This window comes from Pseudomonas sp. IT-P100, assembly GCF_949767185.1.
Lineage (GTDB): Bacteria > Pseudomonadota > Gammaproteobacteria > Pseudomonadales > Pseudomonadaceae > Aquipseudomonas > Aquipseudomonas fluorescens_B.
On record NZ_CATKQK010000022.1, the window covers coordinates 220223 to 234212 of the forward strand.

Annotated in this window: 16 protein-coding genes; 6 read left to right on the top strand and 10 right to left on the bottom strand. The window is 59.7% G+C overall.

The window, feature by feature from the left end:
* Positions 1 to 19 precede the first annotated feature (19 nt).
* The 8 genes from ACM6IQ_RS17130 to ACM6IQ_RS17165 form a co-directional block, all read right to left on the bottom strand.
* Complete coding sequence (locus tag ACM6IQ_RS17130; protein WP_017336570.1) at positions 20 to 994, bottom strand: amino acid ABC transporter permease; 975 nt, start codon at positions 992 to 994, stop codon at positions 20 to 22.
* 129 nt (positions 995 to 1123) lie between these two features.
* A complete protein-coding gene (locus ACM6IQ_RS17135) occupies positions 1124 to 2374 on the bottom strand; it encodes an aspartate aminotransferase family protein (RefSeq protein WP_414879378.1) in 1251 nt (416 codons plus the stop codon).
* 243 nt (positions 2375 to 2617) lie between these two features.
* Positions 2618 to 2956, bottom strand: coding sequence for a HopJ type III effector protein (locus ACM6IQ_RS17140; protein ID WP_017336572.1), 339 nt, complete (start codon positions 2954 to 2956; stop codon positions 2618 to 2620).
* Complete coding sequence (locus tag ACM6IQ_RS17145) at positions 2949 to 3245, bottom strand: DUF1244 domain-containing protein (RefSeq protein ID WP_017336573.1); 297 nt, start codon at positions 3243 to 3245, stop codon at positions 2949 to 2951. The genes ACM6IQ_RS17140 and ACM6IQ_RS17145 overlap by 8 nt, the downstream gene beginning before the upstream one ends.
* A gap of 68 nt (positions 3246 to 3313) precedes the next feature.
* Entirely contained in the window at positions 3314 to 3685 is a 372-nt protein-coding gene (folX, locus tag ACM6IQ_RS17150; RefSeq protein WP_008026970.1) for a dihydroneopterin triphosphate 2'-epimerase, read from the bottom strand.
* A gap of 2 nt (positions 3686 to 3687) precedes the next feature.
* The gene (folE, locus tag ACM6IQ_RS17155) at positions 3688 to 4248 is read right to left on the bottom strand and encodes a GTP cyclohydrolase I FolE (RefSeq protein WP_017336574.1); all 561 of its coding nucleotides are present in this window, start codon (positions 4246 to 4248) and stop codon (positions 3688 to 3690) included.
* Between the two features lie 21 nt (positions 4249 to 4269).
* Entirely contained in the window at positions 4270 to 4980 is a 711-nt protein-coding gene (folM, locus tag ACM6IQ_RS17160) for a dihydromonapterin reductase (RefSeq protein ID WP_414879379.1), read from the bottom strand.
* Between the two features lie 206 nt (positions 4981 to 5186).
* Entirely contained in the window at positions 5187 to 5756 is a 570-nt protein-coding gene (locus tag ACM6IQ_RS17165) for an antibiotic biosynthesis monooxygenase (protein ID WP_414879380.1), read from the bottom strand.
* Between the two features lie 212 nt (positions 5757 to 5968).
* Between ACM6IQ_RS17165 and ACM6IQ_RS17170 the strand changes: the two genes are divergently transcribed.
* A complete protein-coding gene (locus ACM6IQ_RS17170) occupies positions 5969 to 6928 on the top strand; it encodes a MerR family transcriptional regulator (protein ID WP_414879381.1) in 960 nt (319 codons plus the stop codon).
* Between the two features lies 1 nt (position 6929).
* On the opposite strand, the gene ACM6IQ_RS17175 is transcribed toward ACM6IQ_RS17170, so the two are convergent.
* Entirely contained in the window at positions 6930 to 7535 is a 606-nt protein-coding gene (locus ACM6IQ_RS17175) for a hypothetical protein (protein WP_017336578.1), read from the bottom strand.
* Between the two features lie 54 nt (positions 7536 to 7589).
* Complete coding sequence (locus tag ACM6IQ_RS17180) at positions 7590 to 8066, bottom strand: PAS domain-containing protein (protein WP_414879382.1); 477 nt, start codon at positions 8064 to 8066, stop codon at positions 7590 to 7592.
* Positions 8067 to 8166: 100 nt separating this feature from the next.
* On the opposite strand from ACM6IQ_RS17180, the gene ACM6IQ_RS17185 reads away from it, so the two are divergent.
* The 5 genes from ACM6IQ_RS17185 to ACM6IQ_RS17205 all read left to right on the top strand — a co-directional run bounded on the left by ACM6IQ_RS17185 (position 8167) and on the right by ACM6IQ_RS17205 (position 13984).
* The gene (locus ACM6IQ_RS17185; protein WP_414879383.1) at positions 8167 to 8622 is read left to right on the top strand and encodes a flavodoxin; all 456 of its coding nucleotides are present in this window, start codon (positions 8167 to 8169) and stop codon (positions 8620 to 8622) included.
* A 236-nt stretch (positions 8623 to 8858) separates the two neighbouring features.
* On the top strand, positions 8859 to 9641 hold the full coding sequence (locus ACM6IQ_RS17190; protein ID WP_414879384.1) for a class II aldolase/adducin family protein: 783 nt from the start codon (positions 8859 to 8861) through the stop codon (positions 9639 to 9641).
* Positions 9641 to 10543: an alpha/beta fold hydrolase gene (locus ACM6IQ_RS17195; RefSeq protein WP_017336582.1), complete on the top strand. Its 903-nt coding sequence runs from the start codon at positions 9641 to 9643 to the stop codon at positions 10541 to 10543. Before ACM6IQ_RS17190 ends, ACM6IQ_RS17195 begins: the two co-directional genes overlap by 1 nt.
* 236 nt (positions 10544 to 10779) lie before the next feature.
* A complete protein-coding gene (locus tag ACM6IQ_RS17200) occupies positions 10780 to 11691 on the top strand; it encodes an SDR family oxidoreductase (RefSeq protein ID WP_414879385.1) in 912 nt (303 codons plus the stop codon).
* A 499-nt stretch (positions 11692 to 12190) separates the two neighbouring features.
* Entirely contained in the window at positions 12191 to 13984 is a 1794-nt protein-coding gene (locus ACM6IQ_RS17205) for a DUF1302 domain-containing protein (protein WP_414879386.1), read from the top strand.
* The last annotated feature ends 6 nt before the right edge of the window (positions 13985 to 13990 follow it).

Consider the following 13990-nt stretch of genomic DNA (forward strand, 5'->3'; position numbering starts at 1 on the left):
TGGTTTGAGTCATCACGCATCAACCCCTTGCCACGGATCGGTTGACCCGTTTTTCGATTCGCGCCTGTACCCGTTCCAGAATGAACGACAGGGCCCAGTAAATCATCGCGGCGGTGATCAGCATTTCCAGGTGGCGGAAGTCCGCGCGACCCTGGGTCTTGGCCAGGTACATCAGTTCCCAGACGCCGATCACCGACACCAGCGAACTGTCTTTGAGCATGGCAATGAACTGGTTGCCGGTGGGCGGAATGATCACCCGCAAGGCCTGGGGCATGATCACCCGGCTCAGGGTCTTGAACGGGCTGATGTTCAGCGCGCGTGACGCTTCCCACTGGCCGACCGGAATGCTCTGGATACCCGCCCGGAAGATCTCGGTCATGTAGGCGCCGTAGCACAGCGACAGCGCGAGGATGCCGGCGGGCACCGCATCGACCACATAGCCCAGTTGCGGTAGACCCAGGTAAATCAGGTAGATCTGGATCAGCAGCGGCACGCCGCGAAAGAACGAGGTGTAGAACGAGGCCAGGGCATTGGCCAGCCCGTTGTTCGACAGCTTGGCCACCGCACCGATCAGCGCCAGCACGAAGGCAATCACGATGGCCACGGCGGAGATGTACAAGGTGGTTGCAGCGCCCTGGATGATCAGGAAGCCGACCTTGTCGAGGATGAAACTGTAGGAGAGGTCGAAGGTGTCAAAGAACGCGAGGAACAGAATCAGCAGCTCGATCCATACCACCGTGGTTTGCACCTTGAACTTCAAGCGCCCGAGGACGTGGAAATTCAGCGTGCCCAGTACCGCAATTCCCAGGCCGATGGCGATGTTGCGCGCGGTCAGGCTGTCCGGGGCATCGCCCAGCAATGGTTGCAGGAAATGGCTGAGGGCGCTGTTGCCCAGGTTCATGAGGTAGGCGCCGAGGAACAGCACCACGGCTACGCCGAGCAGGAATTGAGGATCGTTGGACTTTTTCTTATAAATTATATTGTCGTGATACATGCATGCCTCGGCTTGTAGGTGGTGATGATCTCGCTAGATGAAAGGGGTCTTTGGCCAGTATTGCGACGCAAAATCGGGGACGACAAGCGAACATAATTCGCTATGTCAGTCCCGGATCGCAGTTTGCTGTCAGGTCAGTTTCGCCAGGCACGCTTCGAGGATGTCCAGACCTTCCTCCAGCACGGCAGCCTCGGTGGTCAGTGGCGCCAGCAACCGGATGATGTGGCGCGACTTGCCGCTGGGCATCAGCAGCAACCCGGCCTCTCGCGCCAGGGCCAGCAGTTGCGTCAGCTGCGCCGGGGCCGGTGTGCCGTCGGCATGGGCCAATTCGATGCCACGCATGGCGCCGACGCCGGTCAGTCGCCCGAGAAAGGGCGAAGTCTTGTTGGCGCGCCAGGAGTGGTAACGGCTGACGATTGCTTCTTCCTGCTGCGAGCCCCAGGCATGCAGGTTGGCATCGGTCATTTCGTCGAGTGTCGCCAATGCGGCAGCGCAGGCAATCGGATTGCCTGAGTAAGTGCCGCCCAGTCCGCCCTTGGGCAAGGTGTCGAGCAACGACTTGCGCCCGACCACCGCACCGAGCGGCACACCGCCAGCAATGCTTTTGCCGAGCAGGATCAGGTCCGGCTCGATTCCCAAACGCGAAAACGCAAAACGCTGACCGGTGCGGCCGAACCCGGACTGGATTTCATCGGCGATCAACAGGATGTTTTTTTCATCGCACAAGCGTCGCAGCGCCTGAGCGAACTCGACGTCCATGGCCAGGAAGCCCGCTTCGCCCTGCACCGGTTCAACGATAAAGCATGCCACGTCGTCGACATCGATTTCGACACTGAACAGTCGATCCATCGCCTTCAGCGCTTCGGCGCAGGTCACGCCGTTGTCTTCGCTGGGGAAGGGCAGGTGGTACACCGGACCGGGCAGTACGCCGACTTTCTGTTTGTAGGGCGCGACTTTGCCGTTCAGGTTGAGCGTGGCGAGCGTGCGTCCGTGAAAGGCGCCGTCGAAGGCAATGACCGCCGTGCGACCGGTGGCGCCACGGACGATCTTCAACGCATTTTCCGCCGCTTCCGCGCCGCTGTTGGTGAGCATGCCACTGACCGGGTAATCCACCGGAATAAACGCGGCCAGGCGATCCATGAAGTCGAGATAGGGTACGTGCGGCGCCGCGTTGAACGCGTAGTGGGTCAGCCGGGTGGCTTGTTCGCGAATGGCCTCGACGATGTGCGGGTGGCAATGGCCGAGGTTCAACACGCCGATGCCGCCGACAAAATCGATATAGCGTTTGCCATCGGTGTCCCAGACCTCGGCGTTTTTGCCGTGGCTGAGCGTGACAGGATGAACGATGTTGATCGACCGGCTGATGGATTCGCTGCTCATGGATGACCGACTCTGAAGAAGGGAGGCTTCTTTTTATCTAAGCCGCGAGCAGCAGTGCCCGGCAAACGAAATAAAGTGGGCGGGTCAATCTTAAAAGTCGGGATGTGTGCTGGGCAGGTAAAACGCAACCTGTGGCGAGGGAGCTTGCTCCCGCTGGGTCGCGCAGCGGCCCCAAAAAATAGGGACAGCTACGCAGTCCAGCGGGAGCAAGCTCCTTCGCCACAGGTTTTTTGCGGGATTTGATCAGCGGCGTGTCAGGGGGGGCTGGGTGAACTTCACACCGGCCAGACCGTGGGCAATCAACGCACGAATATTTCCGTGATCGCTGCCTTCAGGCGTCGCCACGACAGAACGGTAATGCTCGCCAAACGCCAACAGCGCTTCTTCATCGCTCAGGCCTTCCAGCAACGCCAGGCCCAGAGTCTTGCACGAACCTTCGTTCTGCCCGGCCGCATTGTCCACACCGCCGTTGTTGAAGGCCTGAGGCTGGTAATCGTAGCCCGCGGCGATGAACGCGAGGGTGTCGGCAAAAACGTGTTCGCCGCTCTTGAGGCTGGCGCGCAGGGTGTTCAAATCACTCATTGGGTTTTCCTTTGGCGAACGCCGCTTGTTGTTCGGCGCTGGCTTCTTGCTGGTACTGGGCTTTCCACTCGGCGTACGGCATGCCGTAGACCACTTCGCGGGCGTCATCGAGGCTGACCTCGATCTGGCGCTCATCTGCCGCGGCCTTGTACCACTTGGACAGGCAGTTGCGGCAGAAACCCGAGAGGTTCATCAGGTCGATGTTCTGCACATCCTTGCGGCTGTCCAGGTGCGCGACCAGCCGGCGGAAAGCGGCGGCTTCAAGTTCGAGGCGTTGTTGATCGTTCATGGCGGGCTCTGTGCAATCGAATCGTGGCGCGGATGATAAAAGCCTGGCGCACGATGCGCCAGACGCGGTCAGCGGCTTGCGGCGAGGGTGATCGACACCGACTCGGCGAAACGCAAGGCGTGGGGCTTGTCGACTTCGACTTCGGCGTACAGCACCGATTCATTCGCCATGACCAGGTCGAGAATTTCCTGGGTCAGTCGCTCAAGCAGGGCGAAGCGATTGCCTTCGACGTGGGCGATGATCGCTTTGGTGATGGTCCGGTAATTGAGCGCGTGATCGATGTCGTTGTCACGCACGGCTTCCTGAGCGGCATACAGGATGGTCAGGTTGATCAGCACATCCTGCTTGTTGAGGATTTCATCCTCGTTGATCCCGATGAATGTCCGCAGGCACAGGTCCTTGACCCGGATGCGTGCCATTCCTGGTTGAAGTTGTGGCATTGCTACTTGCTCCGTCCAATCAATTGCAGGAACTCCTGACGGGTGTTGCTCGACTCGCGGAAGGCGCCGAGCATCACCGAGGTGTTCATGGTCGAATTCTGTTTCTCGACGCCGCGCATCATCATGCACATGTGCTGTGCTTCGATGACCACCGCGACACCCGCGGCACCGGTCACCTGTTGCACCGCGTCGGCGATTTGCCGGGTGAGGTTTTCCTGGATTTGCAGACGACGGGCGAACATGTCCACCAACCGTGCAATCTTCGACAGACCCAGCACTTTACCCGTTGGAATATAAGCCACATGCGCCTTGCCGATGAAGGGCAACAGGTGATGTTCACACAGCGAATACAGCTCGATGTTGTCGACAATGATCATTTCATCGTTGTCGGAGGCGAACAACGCGCCATTGACGATTTCTTCGACACACTGTTCATAACCGTGACACAGGTACTGCATGGCTTTGGCCGCACGCAGCGGTGTATCGAGCAAGCCTTCGCGGTCGGGATTTTCGCCGAGGCCGATGAGGATCTCGCGATAGTTCTGGGACAGGGATAACGTCATGGAACATCCTCGCGGGGCGATCTATTTGAGGTGCCGTCCGCCGTTGACGGTCAGGGTCGTGCCGGTGACATAAGGGTTGTCGAGCAAATAACGCAGGCTCTGGTAGATCACTTCGCTGCCGGGTTCGATGCCCAGCGCGGACTTGGCCAGGACCTTGGTGCGATAGGCTTCATCGTCGTCGGGGTTAAACAGTAGCAGGGCTGGTGCGATGCCGTTGACCTTGATGTCCGGTGCGTACTTCGCGGCGAAGGACAACGTGAGACTGTCGAGCCCGGCTTTACTCGCGCAGTAGCCGATGTGTTTACTGCTGCCCTTGCGGGTGACGTCATCGCTGATGTGCACGATGTCGGCGGGGCTCGAGCGTAGCAGCAAGTCGGCGCAGTGCAGGTTGATCAGGTAGGGCGCCAGCATGTGCACGCTGAACAGGCGGGTGAAGGCAGCGGCGTCGGTTTCCGGCGTTTCGGCCAACCATTCGGAGGCGTTATGGATGATCGCGCGCAGGTGGTCAGTGTGGTTTTTCAGTTCGCTGATGAACGCGAAGATCCCGGCTTCGGTGGAAAAGTCCCCGAATACCGCCGTCGCCCCCAAGTCGCGCAACGCCTGTACGCCGGGGCGTTCAGTGCGATAGCTGAAGATCACGGCATGGCCGTCTTCGAGCAAACGCTGCGCACAGTGCAGGCCGACACGCTGGCCGGCACCGGTAATGAGGATCGGGGCGGATGAATAAGTCATGAACGGCTCGCGTCGCGGTAAGAGCAAAACTATACCAGCGACGGGAGTGGTGTACCTATCGTGGAGCCTGCTTTGTGCGAGCGAGCTTTTGTGGCGAGGGAGCTTGCTCGCGCTGGGCTGCGTAGCGGCCCCCTGTCGTGAGCGCTGCGCACTCAAGCGGGAGCAAGCTCCCTCGCCACAAAAAGCTCGCGCCCACAGGAGGATTGTTAGTGGTTTAGAGTCGAGGCATCGGCGGGCACCGGACGCGCGGGAGTGCTGTTCAGCCAGCCTGCAAGGATCCGGGTCGACAGCGGAATGAAGAAGTAGACCATCAACGGCGTCAGGCACAGCGTGCTGATCAACACCCGAGGCAGCAGGCTCATTTCGCCGAGCAGCGGCCCCAGTACAACGTTGAACATCAGCGACACCGGGAAGAACGCCAGCCAGATCGCCACGGCCTGTTTCCAGCGAGGGGGACGTTGGCCGGCAGCGCCGAACCAGCCTTCGATGCCGCTCACCCGGTGTTCTGTCTTGAGCGCAAACAGGTCGCTGCCGCGTGCAAGCCAAGCGGTACGCGAGGCGGAATGCTCCCAGGCGTGCATCGTCTGCTCGTTGGCGAAGCGGAAAATAATCTGAAATTCGTCATCCTCGGGCGGCGGGGCGAGCACGCCTGAGCCGAGATAACCCTGGAAGTCGGTGGCCAGTTGTTCGCCTTCGCGCAACCAGGCCATCAGGTCCTGATAACGCCCATCGGCGACGCGGCGCGCAACCATCAGCGTGACGGGTGGGGTAGACATTGTGTATCTCCGTATGGACTAACGCGTCACTCCGGGTAGGAGTTTCGCCAGGCGCAGCGCCGGGGTGGTGGGCTGCGTCTCGGAACAAGCAAGGATTATTCCGATTCTACAGGTTGTGCCCCTGATAATCGTTGTTCATCTATGTGTTGAATGATCATGGGGCAACCGAGTTAGAATGGGATCCAATCCTTGCAAGGACGTTGACCTGCCTTATGCCTGTTCTGACTGACGATGTCGCTGGTACTCAGACCTCTGTTCCGCTTGAACAGGAAGAGCTGTTTCCGATTCGCGAGGTGTCTCGGCTGACAGGCGTCAACCCGGTCACGTTGCGGGCATGGGAGCGCCGTTATGGTCTGATCCAGCCCAAGCGCACCGAAAGCGGGCATCGCTTGTACGCGATGGCCGATATCGAGCGGGTCCACAGTATCCTTGGCTGGATCGACCGCGGCGTTGCCGTCAGCAAGGTCGCCAAGATCCTGGCCAGGACCGCGCCGCTTCAGGCGCTGGCGCACCTCATCCCCAATGAACTGGTGCAAGCGGATTACGCGCAGTGGCAGGAACAGGTCAAAGTCGCCGTCAGTGCGTTTGATGAGGTGCAACTGGAGCAGGTTTATGGGCAGATTTTTTCCAGTTATCCCCTGACGGTGGCGTTCCAGGACATTCTGATTCCGCTCTGGCAGCAATTGCTGCAACGCCATGAAGGGTTCGGTCAGACAAGCGAGTGGCTATTCCTGGATGGCTTTCTGCGTTCGCGCGTGTTGCAGCGTCTGCTGTTGGTACGTGTCATGCAGCCGCGCCGCGTGATTGTCGCTGCCCTTAACGATCAATGTCGCGAGCTGGAAGTGCTGCTCACGGCGCTGTTTCTGAGCAGTGTCGATTCGGCGATTCAAGTGCTGGCGCTCGGACAGCCCTTCGACGAATTGACCCTGATCTGCGAAAGAGTCAAGCCACAGGCGTTGGTGCTGGTGTCCAGTCATGCTCCTGCCCCTGAGCTGCCGCGGCGTTTGAATCGGCTGGCCATGAGCCTGGATTGCCAGTTGATGCTCGCCGGCGATGCGTCGGATCTGGCGCAAGAGAGCCTGAACGGCTCGTCCATTGGTTGTCTGGGGAGCGAGGGAATGGTGATGCGCCAGCGTCTGAAACAGTTCCTGGCAGGCAACCTGGATACCTGAATCAGAGGTGCAGGGCAGGATGCGTCAGCCGATGCTGCTGAAGGATGTACTGGCGCAGGCGCTCGGTTTCGTCGGTGTCGCTCTGGCTCAACTGATACGCGTAGAAACCGTTATCGGTTTCCTTCTCGAAGGTGCCGCGCATCGCGATCCGCTCATAGCCTGAAGGGCTGAACCACAACGCGAAATGTTTGGGTGGTTTGGTCTTGTTGCGGACTTCCAGCAGGACGCCCTTGAACGACACCTCGTGCACCCACATCGTACCCGGCTGGCCACTGGCATTTTCCAGCGCGACCGGCTCGTCGAGTACCAGGCGCCATGGCCGGACCATCGGCCCGTCTTCATAGATGCTGGGGACGCCGAGGCGCAAATGCAGCGCATGAAACTCGTCTTCCACCAGATGCAGCGGGAAGGTCATTTGCTGATTTTCGAAATTGGCCTGGATGGTGACTTGCTCATGTGCGGCAAGCCGCGTGAGCAAGTCACGGATTTGCGAACCACCGTTGACGAGCAGGCTCGACGTCGCATCCCGCACATTGAGTTGCGGGTTGTGTTGCATGGTCTGGATGAAATCCAGCTCATCCTGGGTCAGGAGTGCGTCGCGTTGCATGATCTGCTCGAATGAAATAGTTACAAAGTCACCGGTGATTGTAGTTAATGACAATCAATTCTTGGATTTGTTTTCGCCGTTCGTCGCTTTTAGCGCGGCAAGCTCTTTTTCAAGCTCGGCGACTTGCGCCTCCAACTGTGTAACCCGCTGCTGCGCCTTGACCTGAACAGTCACGTCTTTTTGCACGCCGACAAAATAAGTCTGGCCGTCGCTCGGGTTTTTCACCGTCGAAAGCGACAGCTCATTCCAGAAGGGGGTGCCGTCCTTGCGGTAATTTCGCAGGATTTCCCGGCAGGAGCCGCCACTGTCCAGCGCCTCGCGAATCAACTGCAGTGCGTCCTGATCGCGGTCGCCTGACTGCAGGAAGCGGCAATCCTGGTAGAGGATTTCTTCGCTGGTGTAACCGGTCAGGCGTTCGAATGCCGGGTTGACGTAAATCAGAATGTTGTCTTGCTCGCCTTCTTTTTCGGCGATCACGATGCCGTCATTGGAGGCGTTGATGACCATTTGAAGCAATTGCGCGTTGATCATTGAAGAATCCCTTCCTGATTGATTGACGTTCTGCATTCTAAAAGAACAATGAGGTCTGTGCTGTTAATATCCCGGTCTTTTAAGCTTCAGGATCAGATTGATGAAAGTCGCCATCCTTTCCGGCTCGGTGTACGGCACGGCTGAAGAAGTCGCCCGCCACGCCGCGAACATTTTGAAAACTGCGGGATTCGAAACCTTTCACAACCCGCGTGCGAGCCTCGCCGATGTTCAGGCATTCGGCCCCGATGTCTTTCTGGCGGTGACGTCGACCACCGGCATGGGTGAACTGCCGGACAACCTGCAATCCCTGTATTTCGCCATTCGCGATCAGTTGCCAGCGGCCTGGCGTGGTTTGCCCGGTGCTGTCATCGGTCTGGGTGATGCGAGCTATGGCGACACGTTCTGCGGCGGCGGCGAACTGATGCGTGAACTGTTCGGCGAACTGGGCATCCGCGAAGTGCTGCCGATGCTGCGCCTGGATGCCAGCGAAAGCGTTACACCGGAAACCGATGCCGAGCCTTGGCTGGCGGAACTGGCCACGGCCCTGCGCGGCTGACTGGCCGTTCGCCCAGCCTTATAAGGCTCGGATTTTATGACGGTGAGGAGGGGGCGTTGTAGAGGCTCGCTGCGCCTTTGCTGGCGTCGGTACCTTGACATGGATCCATGCTTGTTCGCGCACTGACTCGTTAGGCCATCAAGCTGGCTGCCAATGCAACTACGCGAACCTCGAGGGCTGACTAGACTCGGTAGTCATTGGAAACACTCCATAATAAAAAAACGAGGTTCCCTGCCGTGAGCGTAGCCCCCCTCCAATCGTCCCCCAGCGTCAAGGACCAGGTCAGCGCCGCCGAGTGGCAGACCCGCGTCGATCTGGCGGCCTGTTATCGCCTGGTCGCCCTGCACGGTTGGGATGATCTGATTTTCACCCACATTTCCGCGAAGGTGCCCGGCACCGAAGACTTCCTGATCAACCCGTTCGGGCTGATGTTTCACGAGATCACGGCGTCGAGCCTGGTGAAGGTCGATCAGGCCGGCAACAAGCTGATGGACAGCCCTTACGAGATCAACCCGGCGGGGTACACCATCCACAGCGCCGTGCATGAAGTACGTCACGACGTGGTGTGCGTGCTGCATACCCATACGGCCTCAGGCGTTGCGGTTTCGGCGCAGAAGCAAGGCGTTCTGCCAATCAGCCAGCAGTCGTTGTTTGTCCTGTCCAGCCTGGCCTACCACGCCTACGAAGGCGTAGCGCTGAACCATGAAGAGAAGGCGCGGTTGCAAGCCGACCTCGGTGAAAACAATTTCCTGATGCTGCACAACCACGGCCTGCTGACCTGTGGCGGCTCCATCGCCGATACGTTCCTGATGATGTTCACCTTTCAGCGCGCCTGCGATATCCAGGTGATGGCGCAGAACGGTGGCGCGGAACTGATCGCCATCGAACCGCAGATTCTGGCGGGCGCCAAGGCGATGATCGCGGGTGTCACCAAAAGTGCACAAGGCATGGGCGGCGCACTGGCCTGGCCAGCGTTGCTGCGCAAACTCGATCAACAAGACCCGGGTTATAAACTCTGATGCCACTTGCCGAGATCCCTCTGTGTGTCTGGCGCAAACGCGGCCAGACGTTCGTGTTCCGTGGCCAGAACCTCCGTTACTGGACGGCGGGGCAGGGTGAGCCGCTGTTGCTCATCCATGGCTTTCCGACTGCCAGTTGGGACTGGCATTACCTGTGGCAGCCGCTGGCCCAGCGCTATCGGCTGATCGCCTGCGACATGCTTGGCTTCGGCGATTCCGCCAAACCGGTGAACCACGAATACAGCCTGCTGGATCAAGCCGATCTGCAACAGGCATTGCTGGCGCATTTGAATGTCGAACAGCCGGTGCACGTGCTGGCCCACGATTATGGCGACAGCGTGGCACAGGAACTGCTGGCCCGGCATTATGAATCGCGCATTCATCTTGCCAGCTGCGTGTTCCTCAATGGCGGCCTGTTTCCGGAAGCCCACCGCCCGGTACTCATGCAAAAACTGTTGCTCAGCCCGCTGGGCTGGATGATCGGCCGAGCCTTTTCCCGGGATGCGCTGGTGAAGAGTTTCCGGCAGATCTTCGGGCCGCAGAGCCGTCCTAGCGAGAGTGAGATGGATGACTTCTGGAGCCTGGTGGACAGCAATCACGGGCCCCGGATCATGCACAAGCTGATTGCCTACATTCCCGAACGTCGGGTCCAGCGCGAGCGTTGGGTCAGCGCGATGCAGCGCGGTGAGGTGCCGTTGCGGGTGATCGATGGCGAGGCCGATCCGATTTCGGGCCGGCACATGGTCGAGCGCTATCGGGAGTTGATCCCTGAGCCGGATACCGTGCTGTTGCCCGGCATCGGCCACTATCCGCAGACGGAAGCGCCCGCGCAGGTGCTGAAACACTATCTGGCGTTTCGCGACCGGTTGATTTCGCTGCCGTTGAAGGCGGCCTGCTCGTGAGTCAGGTCTGAAAAGATCGCAGCCTCGTTTCACTCGACAGCTCCTACACAACGATCCAAATGTAGGAGCTGTCGAGTGAAACGAGGCTGCGATCTTTCCCCTATCACCCCAATCCCCAGCGTCATCATCCCCCAGCCTTATCGCGCACCATTCAGCCTCCCCCGTGTTTATTGTGACCCGCGGCGCCTTGCCTGACACTCGGACTCATTGTCCCTTGGCCTGCTGGAGGTCCCCCAATGAATGAGCCTGTGCGCTTCGAAGATAAAGTCGTGATCATCACGGGAGCCGGTGGCGGCCTCGGGCGTGCCCATGCGCTGCTGTTCGCGAAACAGGGCGCGAAGGTGCTGGTCAACGACCTTGGCGGCTCGGCTCAAGGCGAAGGCGCCAACGCATCTGCGGCAGACCGTGTCGTGGCTGAGATCCGCGAGGCCGGTGGCACCGCCGAGGCCAACCATGACTCCGTCACCGAGGGTGACAAACTGGTGCAACACGCCCTCGACGCCTTTGGCCGTGTCGACGTGGTGGTCAACAACGCCGGGATCCTGCGGGACAAGACCTTCCACAAAATGGACGACGCCGATTGGGACGTGGTTTACCGCGTCCACGTCGAAGGCGCCTACAAAGTGACCCGCGCCGCGTGGCCGCACCTGCGCGAGCAAAACTATGGTCGTGTGATCTTCACGGCGTCGACCTCGGGCATCTACGGCAACTTCGGCCAGTCCAACTACGGCATGGCCAAGCTCGGCCTCTACGGCCTGACCCGCACGCTGGCTATCGAAGGCCGCAAAAACAACATCCTGGTCAACGCCATCGCCCCCACCGGCGGCACCCGCATGACCGAAGGCCTGATTCCGCCGCAAGTGTTCGAGCAACTCAAGCCGGAGCTGGTCAGCCCGCTGGTGGTGTACCTCGCAAGCGAAAACTGCCAGGAAACGTCCGGGTTGTTTGAGGTCGGCGGCGGCTGGATGGGCAAGGTGCGCTGGGAGCGTAGCCTGGGTGCAGGGTTCGATCCACGGGTCGGTTTTTCTCCGGAAGACGTCGCGGCGCACTGGCAGCAGATCTGTGATTTCGAAGGCGCGGCGCATCCGAAGGACAACATTGAAGCGCTGAAGGAAATGATGGGGAATTTGCAGAAGTACGCGCTCTGATTCCTTCGCTTTCGCCAGGGCTCGCCTGAGACCTGCCATCCCTCAAAAAACCATCGCCCATAAAAAAGGCCGCTGCAAACGCAGCGGCCAAGGTAAGACGTTGGATCAAGGAGCTACAAATCAACGTCAGTGAACACGGGGCGATGAGTCGAAACCTTCGATTCATCTGAAATCTGTCGCCAATGGGCGCGAACTGATCACACAGCTATCGCTGTGTGTCGTCAGGCCGTTTGCTGTGAAAGCCCGCGAAGAATAAGCGCTTGAACCCAAAGGAAAAATAGCGATTCCGAACATGCAGTGTTGCAGTCCGGGTAACAGTCTGGCGTTCATGCATCCGGCTGATGAGCCTCCATCCACTTCATCCATACCTCGCGCATCACTCCACGCGGCAAGGCCATTCATCCTTTAGAGGTACACAACGAATACCTCCTTCGTGCGCTTATCGCTCCCGAGCTGCGGCAGTAGGGTGGGGCCTTCTGTCACTCACCGGGGAAGACGCATGACAAAAACAACAATGCGCGCCATCTTCACACCGCAGGCGCTGGCCGCTGCGGTTGCCTTGGGTTGCTGTGCCCAGGCGCAGGCCGTTTCATTCAACATTGGCGAAATCGAGGGGACATTCGACTCCTCGCTGTCCGTCGGCGCGAGTTGGGGCATGCGTGATGCCGACAGGTCGCTGGTGGGCACCGTCAACGGCGGGACCGGCCAGGCGTCCACCGGTGACGACGGGCGGCTGAACTTCAAGAAGGGCGAAACCTTCTCGAAGATCTTCAAGGGTATTCACGACCTGGAGCTGAAGTACGGTGACACCGGGGTGTTCGTCCGTGGCAAGTATTGGTACGACTTCGAATTGAAGGACGAAGACCGCGAGTTCAAACCGATCAGCGACCACAATCGCAAGGAGGGCTCCAAGTCTTCCGGTGCGCAGATCCTCGATGCGTTCGTCTATCACAACTACTCCATCGCCGATTTGCCGGGCACTGTGCGCGCCGGTAAACAGGTGGTCAGTTGGGGCGAAAGTACCTTCATCGGCAACTCGATCAACAGCATCAACCCGGTCGACGTTTCAGCGTTCCGCCGTCCTGGTGCGGAGATCAAGGAAGGCCTGATTCCGGTGAACATGCTGTTCGCTTCTCAGGGGCTGACCGACAAACTGACGGTGGAAGGTTTCTATCAACTGGAGTGGGACCAGACCGTTCTCGACAACTGCGGCACCTTCTTCGGCGGGGACGTGGCGGCAGACGGCTGCACCACAGGCTATACAGTCGCCAGCCCGGCGATTGCGCCTTTGCAACCGATCGCTGCCGCTTTTGGCCAAGGGTTCCAGGTCGGCAGGGAAGGCGTGATCGTGCCTCGTGGCGGCGACCGCGATGCCCGCGACTCCGGGCAATGGGGCACCGCGTTGCGCTGGCTGGGCGACGACACCGAGTACGGCCTGTACTTCATGAACTACCACAGCCGCACGCCGAACGTCGGCACCACCACCGCCGGGCTGGGAACGCTTGCACGGATTCCGGCCATCGTCGGTACCGCCAACGCCATTGCCCCCGGCACCGGTTCGGCGCTGGCCCAGAGTGTGATGCTCGGTCGTGGCCAGTATTACCTCGAATATCCGGAAGACATCCGTCTCTACGGCGCGAGCTTCTCTACTACCTTGCCCACCGGCACCGCATGGACCGGCGAGATCAGCTATCGCCCCAACTTGCCGGTGCAGGTCAACAGCACCGATCTGACACTGGCCATGCTCAACCCGATTGCCGGCGGCGCGGCCTCGCCGATCGCCACGACGCCCGGCGCGGACAACAAAGGCTATCGCCGCAAGGAAGTGACGCAGATCCAGAGCACCCTGACGCACTTCATCGATCAGGTCGCGGGGGCGGACCGTCTGACGTTGGTCGGTGAAGCGGCCGTTGTTCACGTCGGCGGGCTGGAGGACAAAAGCAAGCTGCGTTATGGCCGCGATTCGGTCTACGGACAGTACGGTTTCCGTGGCGATACCGACGGTTTCGTCACCTCGACGTCCTGGGGCTACCGCGCCCGCGCAATCCTTGATTACAACAACGTCATCGCCGGGATCAATTTCAAACCCAACCTGTCGTGGTCCCACGATGTCGCCGGTTACGGCCCCAACGGTCTATTCAATGAAGGCGCCAAGGCGATCAGCGTCGGCGTCGATGCGGACTATCGCAACACCTATACCGCGAGCTTGAGTTACACCGACTTCTTCGGCGGTGACTACAACACTCTGGAAGATCGCGACTTCCTGGCGCTGAGCTTTGGCGTGAACTTCTGATCTGGC

What these genes read in the sequence shown, in the direction of transcription:
- ACM6IQ_RS17130 (WP_017336570.1), bottom strand. Translation starts at nt 994, where the DNA reads ATGTATCACGACAATATAATTTATAAGAAAAAGTCCAACGATCCTCAA.
- ACM6IQ_RS17135 (WP_414879378.1), bottom strand. Translation starts at nt 2,374, where the DNA reads ATGAGCAGCGAATCCATCAGCCGGTCGATCAACATCGTTCATCCTGTC.
- ACM6IQ_RS17140 (WP_017336572.1), bottom strand. Translation starts at nt 2,956, where the DNA reads ATGAGTGATTTGAACACCCTGCGCGCCAGCCTCAAGAGCGGCGAACAC.
- ACM6IQ_RS17145 (WP_017336573.1), bottom strand. Translation starts at nt 3,245, where the DNA reads ATGAACGATCAACAACGCCTCGAACTTGAAGCCGCCGCTTTCCGCCGG.
- folX (WP_008026970.1), bottom strand. Translation starts at nt 3,685, where the DNA reads ATGCCACAACTTCAACCAGGAATGGCACGCATCCGGGTCAAGGACCTG.
- folE (WP_017336574.1), bottom strand. Translation starts at nt 4,248, where the DNA reads ATGACGTTATCCCTGTCCCAGAACTATCGCGAGATCCTCATCGGCCTC.
- folM (WP_414879379.1), bottom strand. Translation starts at nt 4,980, where the DNA reads ATGACTTATTCATCCGCCCCGATCCTCATTACCGGTGCCGGCCAGCGT.
- ACM6IQ_RS17165 (WP_414879380.1), bottom strand. Translation starts at nt 5,756, where the DNA reads ATGTCTACCCCACCCGTCACGCTGATGGTTGCGCGCCGCGTCGCCGAT.
- ACM6IQ_RS17170 (WP_414879381.1), top strand. Translation starts at nt 5,969, where the DNA reads ATGCCTGTTCTGACTGACGATGTCGCTGGTACTCAGACCTCTGTTCCG.
- ACM6IQ_RS17175 (WP_017336578.1), bottom strand. Translation starts at nt 7,535, where the DNA reads ATGCAACGCGACGCACTCCTGACCCAGGATGAGCTGGATTTCATCCAG.
- ACM6IQ_RS17180 (WP_414879382.1), bottom strand. Translation starts at nt 8,066, where the DNA reads ATGATCAACGCGCAATTGCTTCAAATGGTCATCAACGCCTCCAATGAC.
- ACM6IQ_RS17185 (WP_414879383.1), top strand. Translation starts at nt 8,167, where the DNA reads ATGAAAGTCGCCATCCTTTCCGGCTCGGTGTACGGCACGGCTGAAGAA.
- ACM6IQ_RS17195 (WP_017336582.1), top strand. Translation starts at nt 9,641, where the DNA reads ATGCCACTTGCCGAGATCCCTCTGTGTGTCTGGCGCAAACGCGGCCAG.
- ACM6IQ_RS17200 (WP_414879385.1), top strand. Translation starts at nt 10,780, where the DNA reads ATGAATGAGCCTGTGCGCTTCGAAGATAAAGTCGTGATCATCACGGGA.
- ACM6IQ_RS17205 (WP_414879386.1), top strand. Translation starts at nt 12,191, where the DNA reads ATGACAAAAACAACAATGCGCGCCATCTTCACACCGCAGGCGCTGGCC.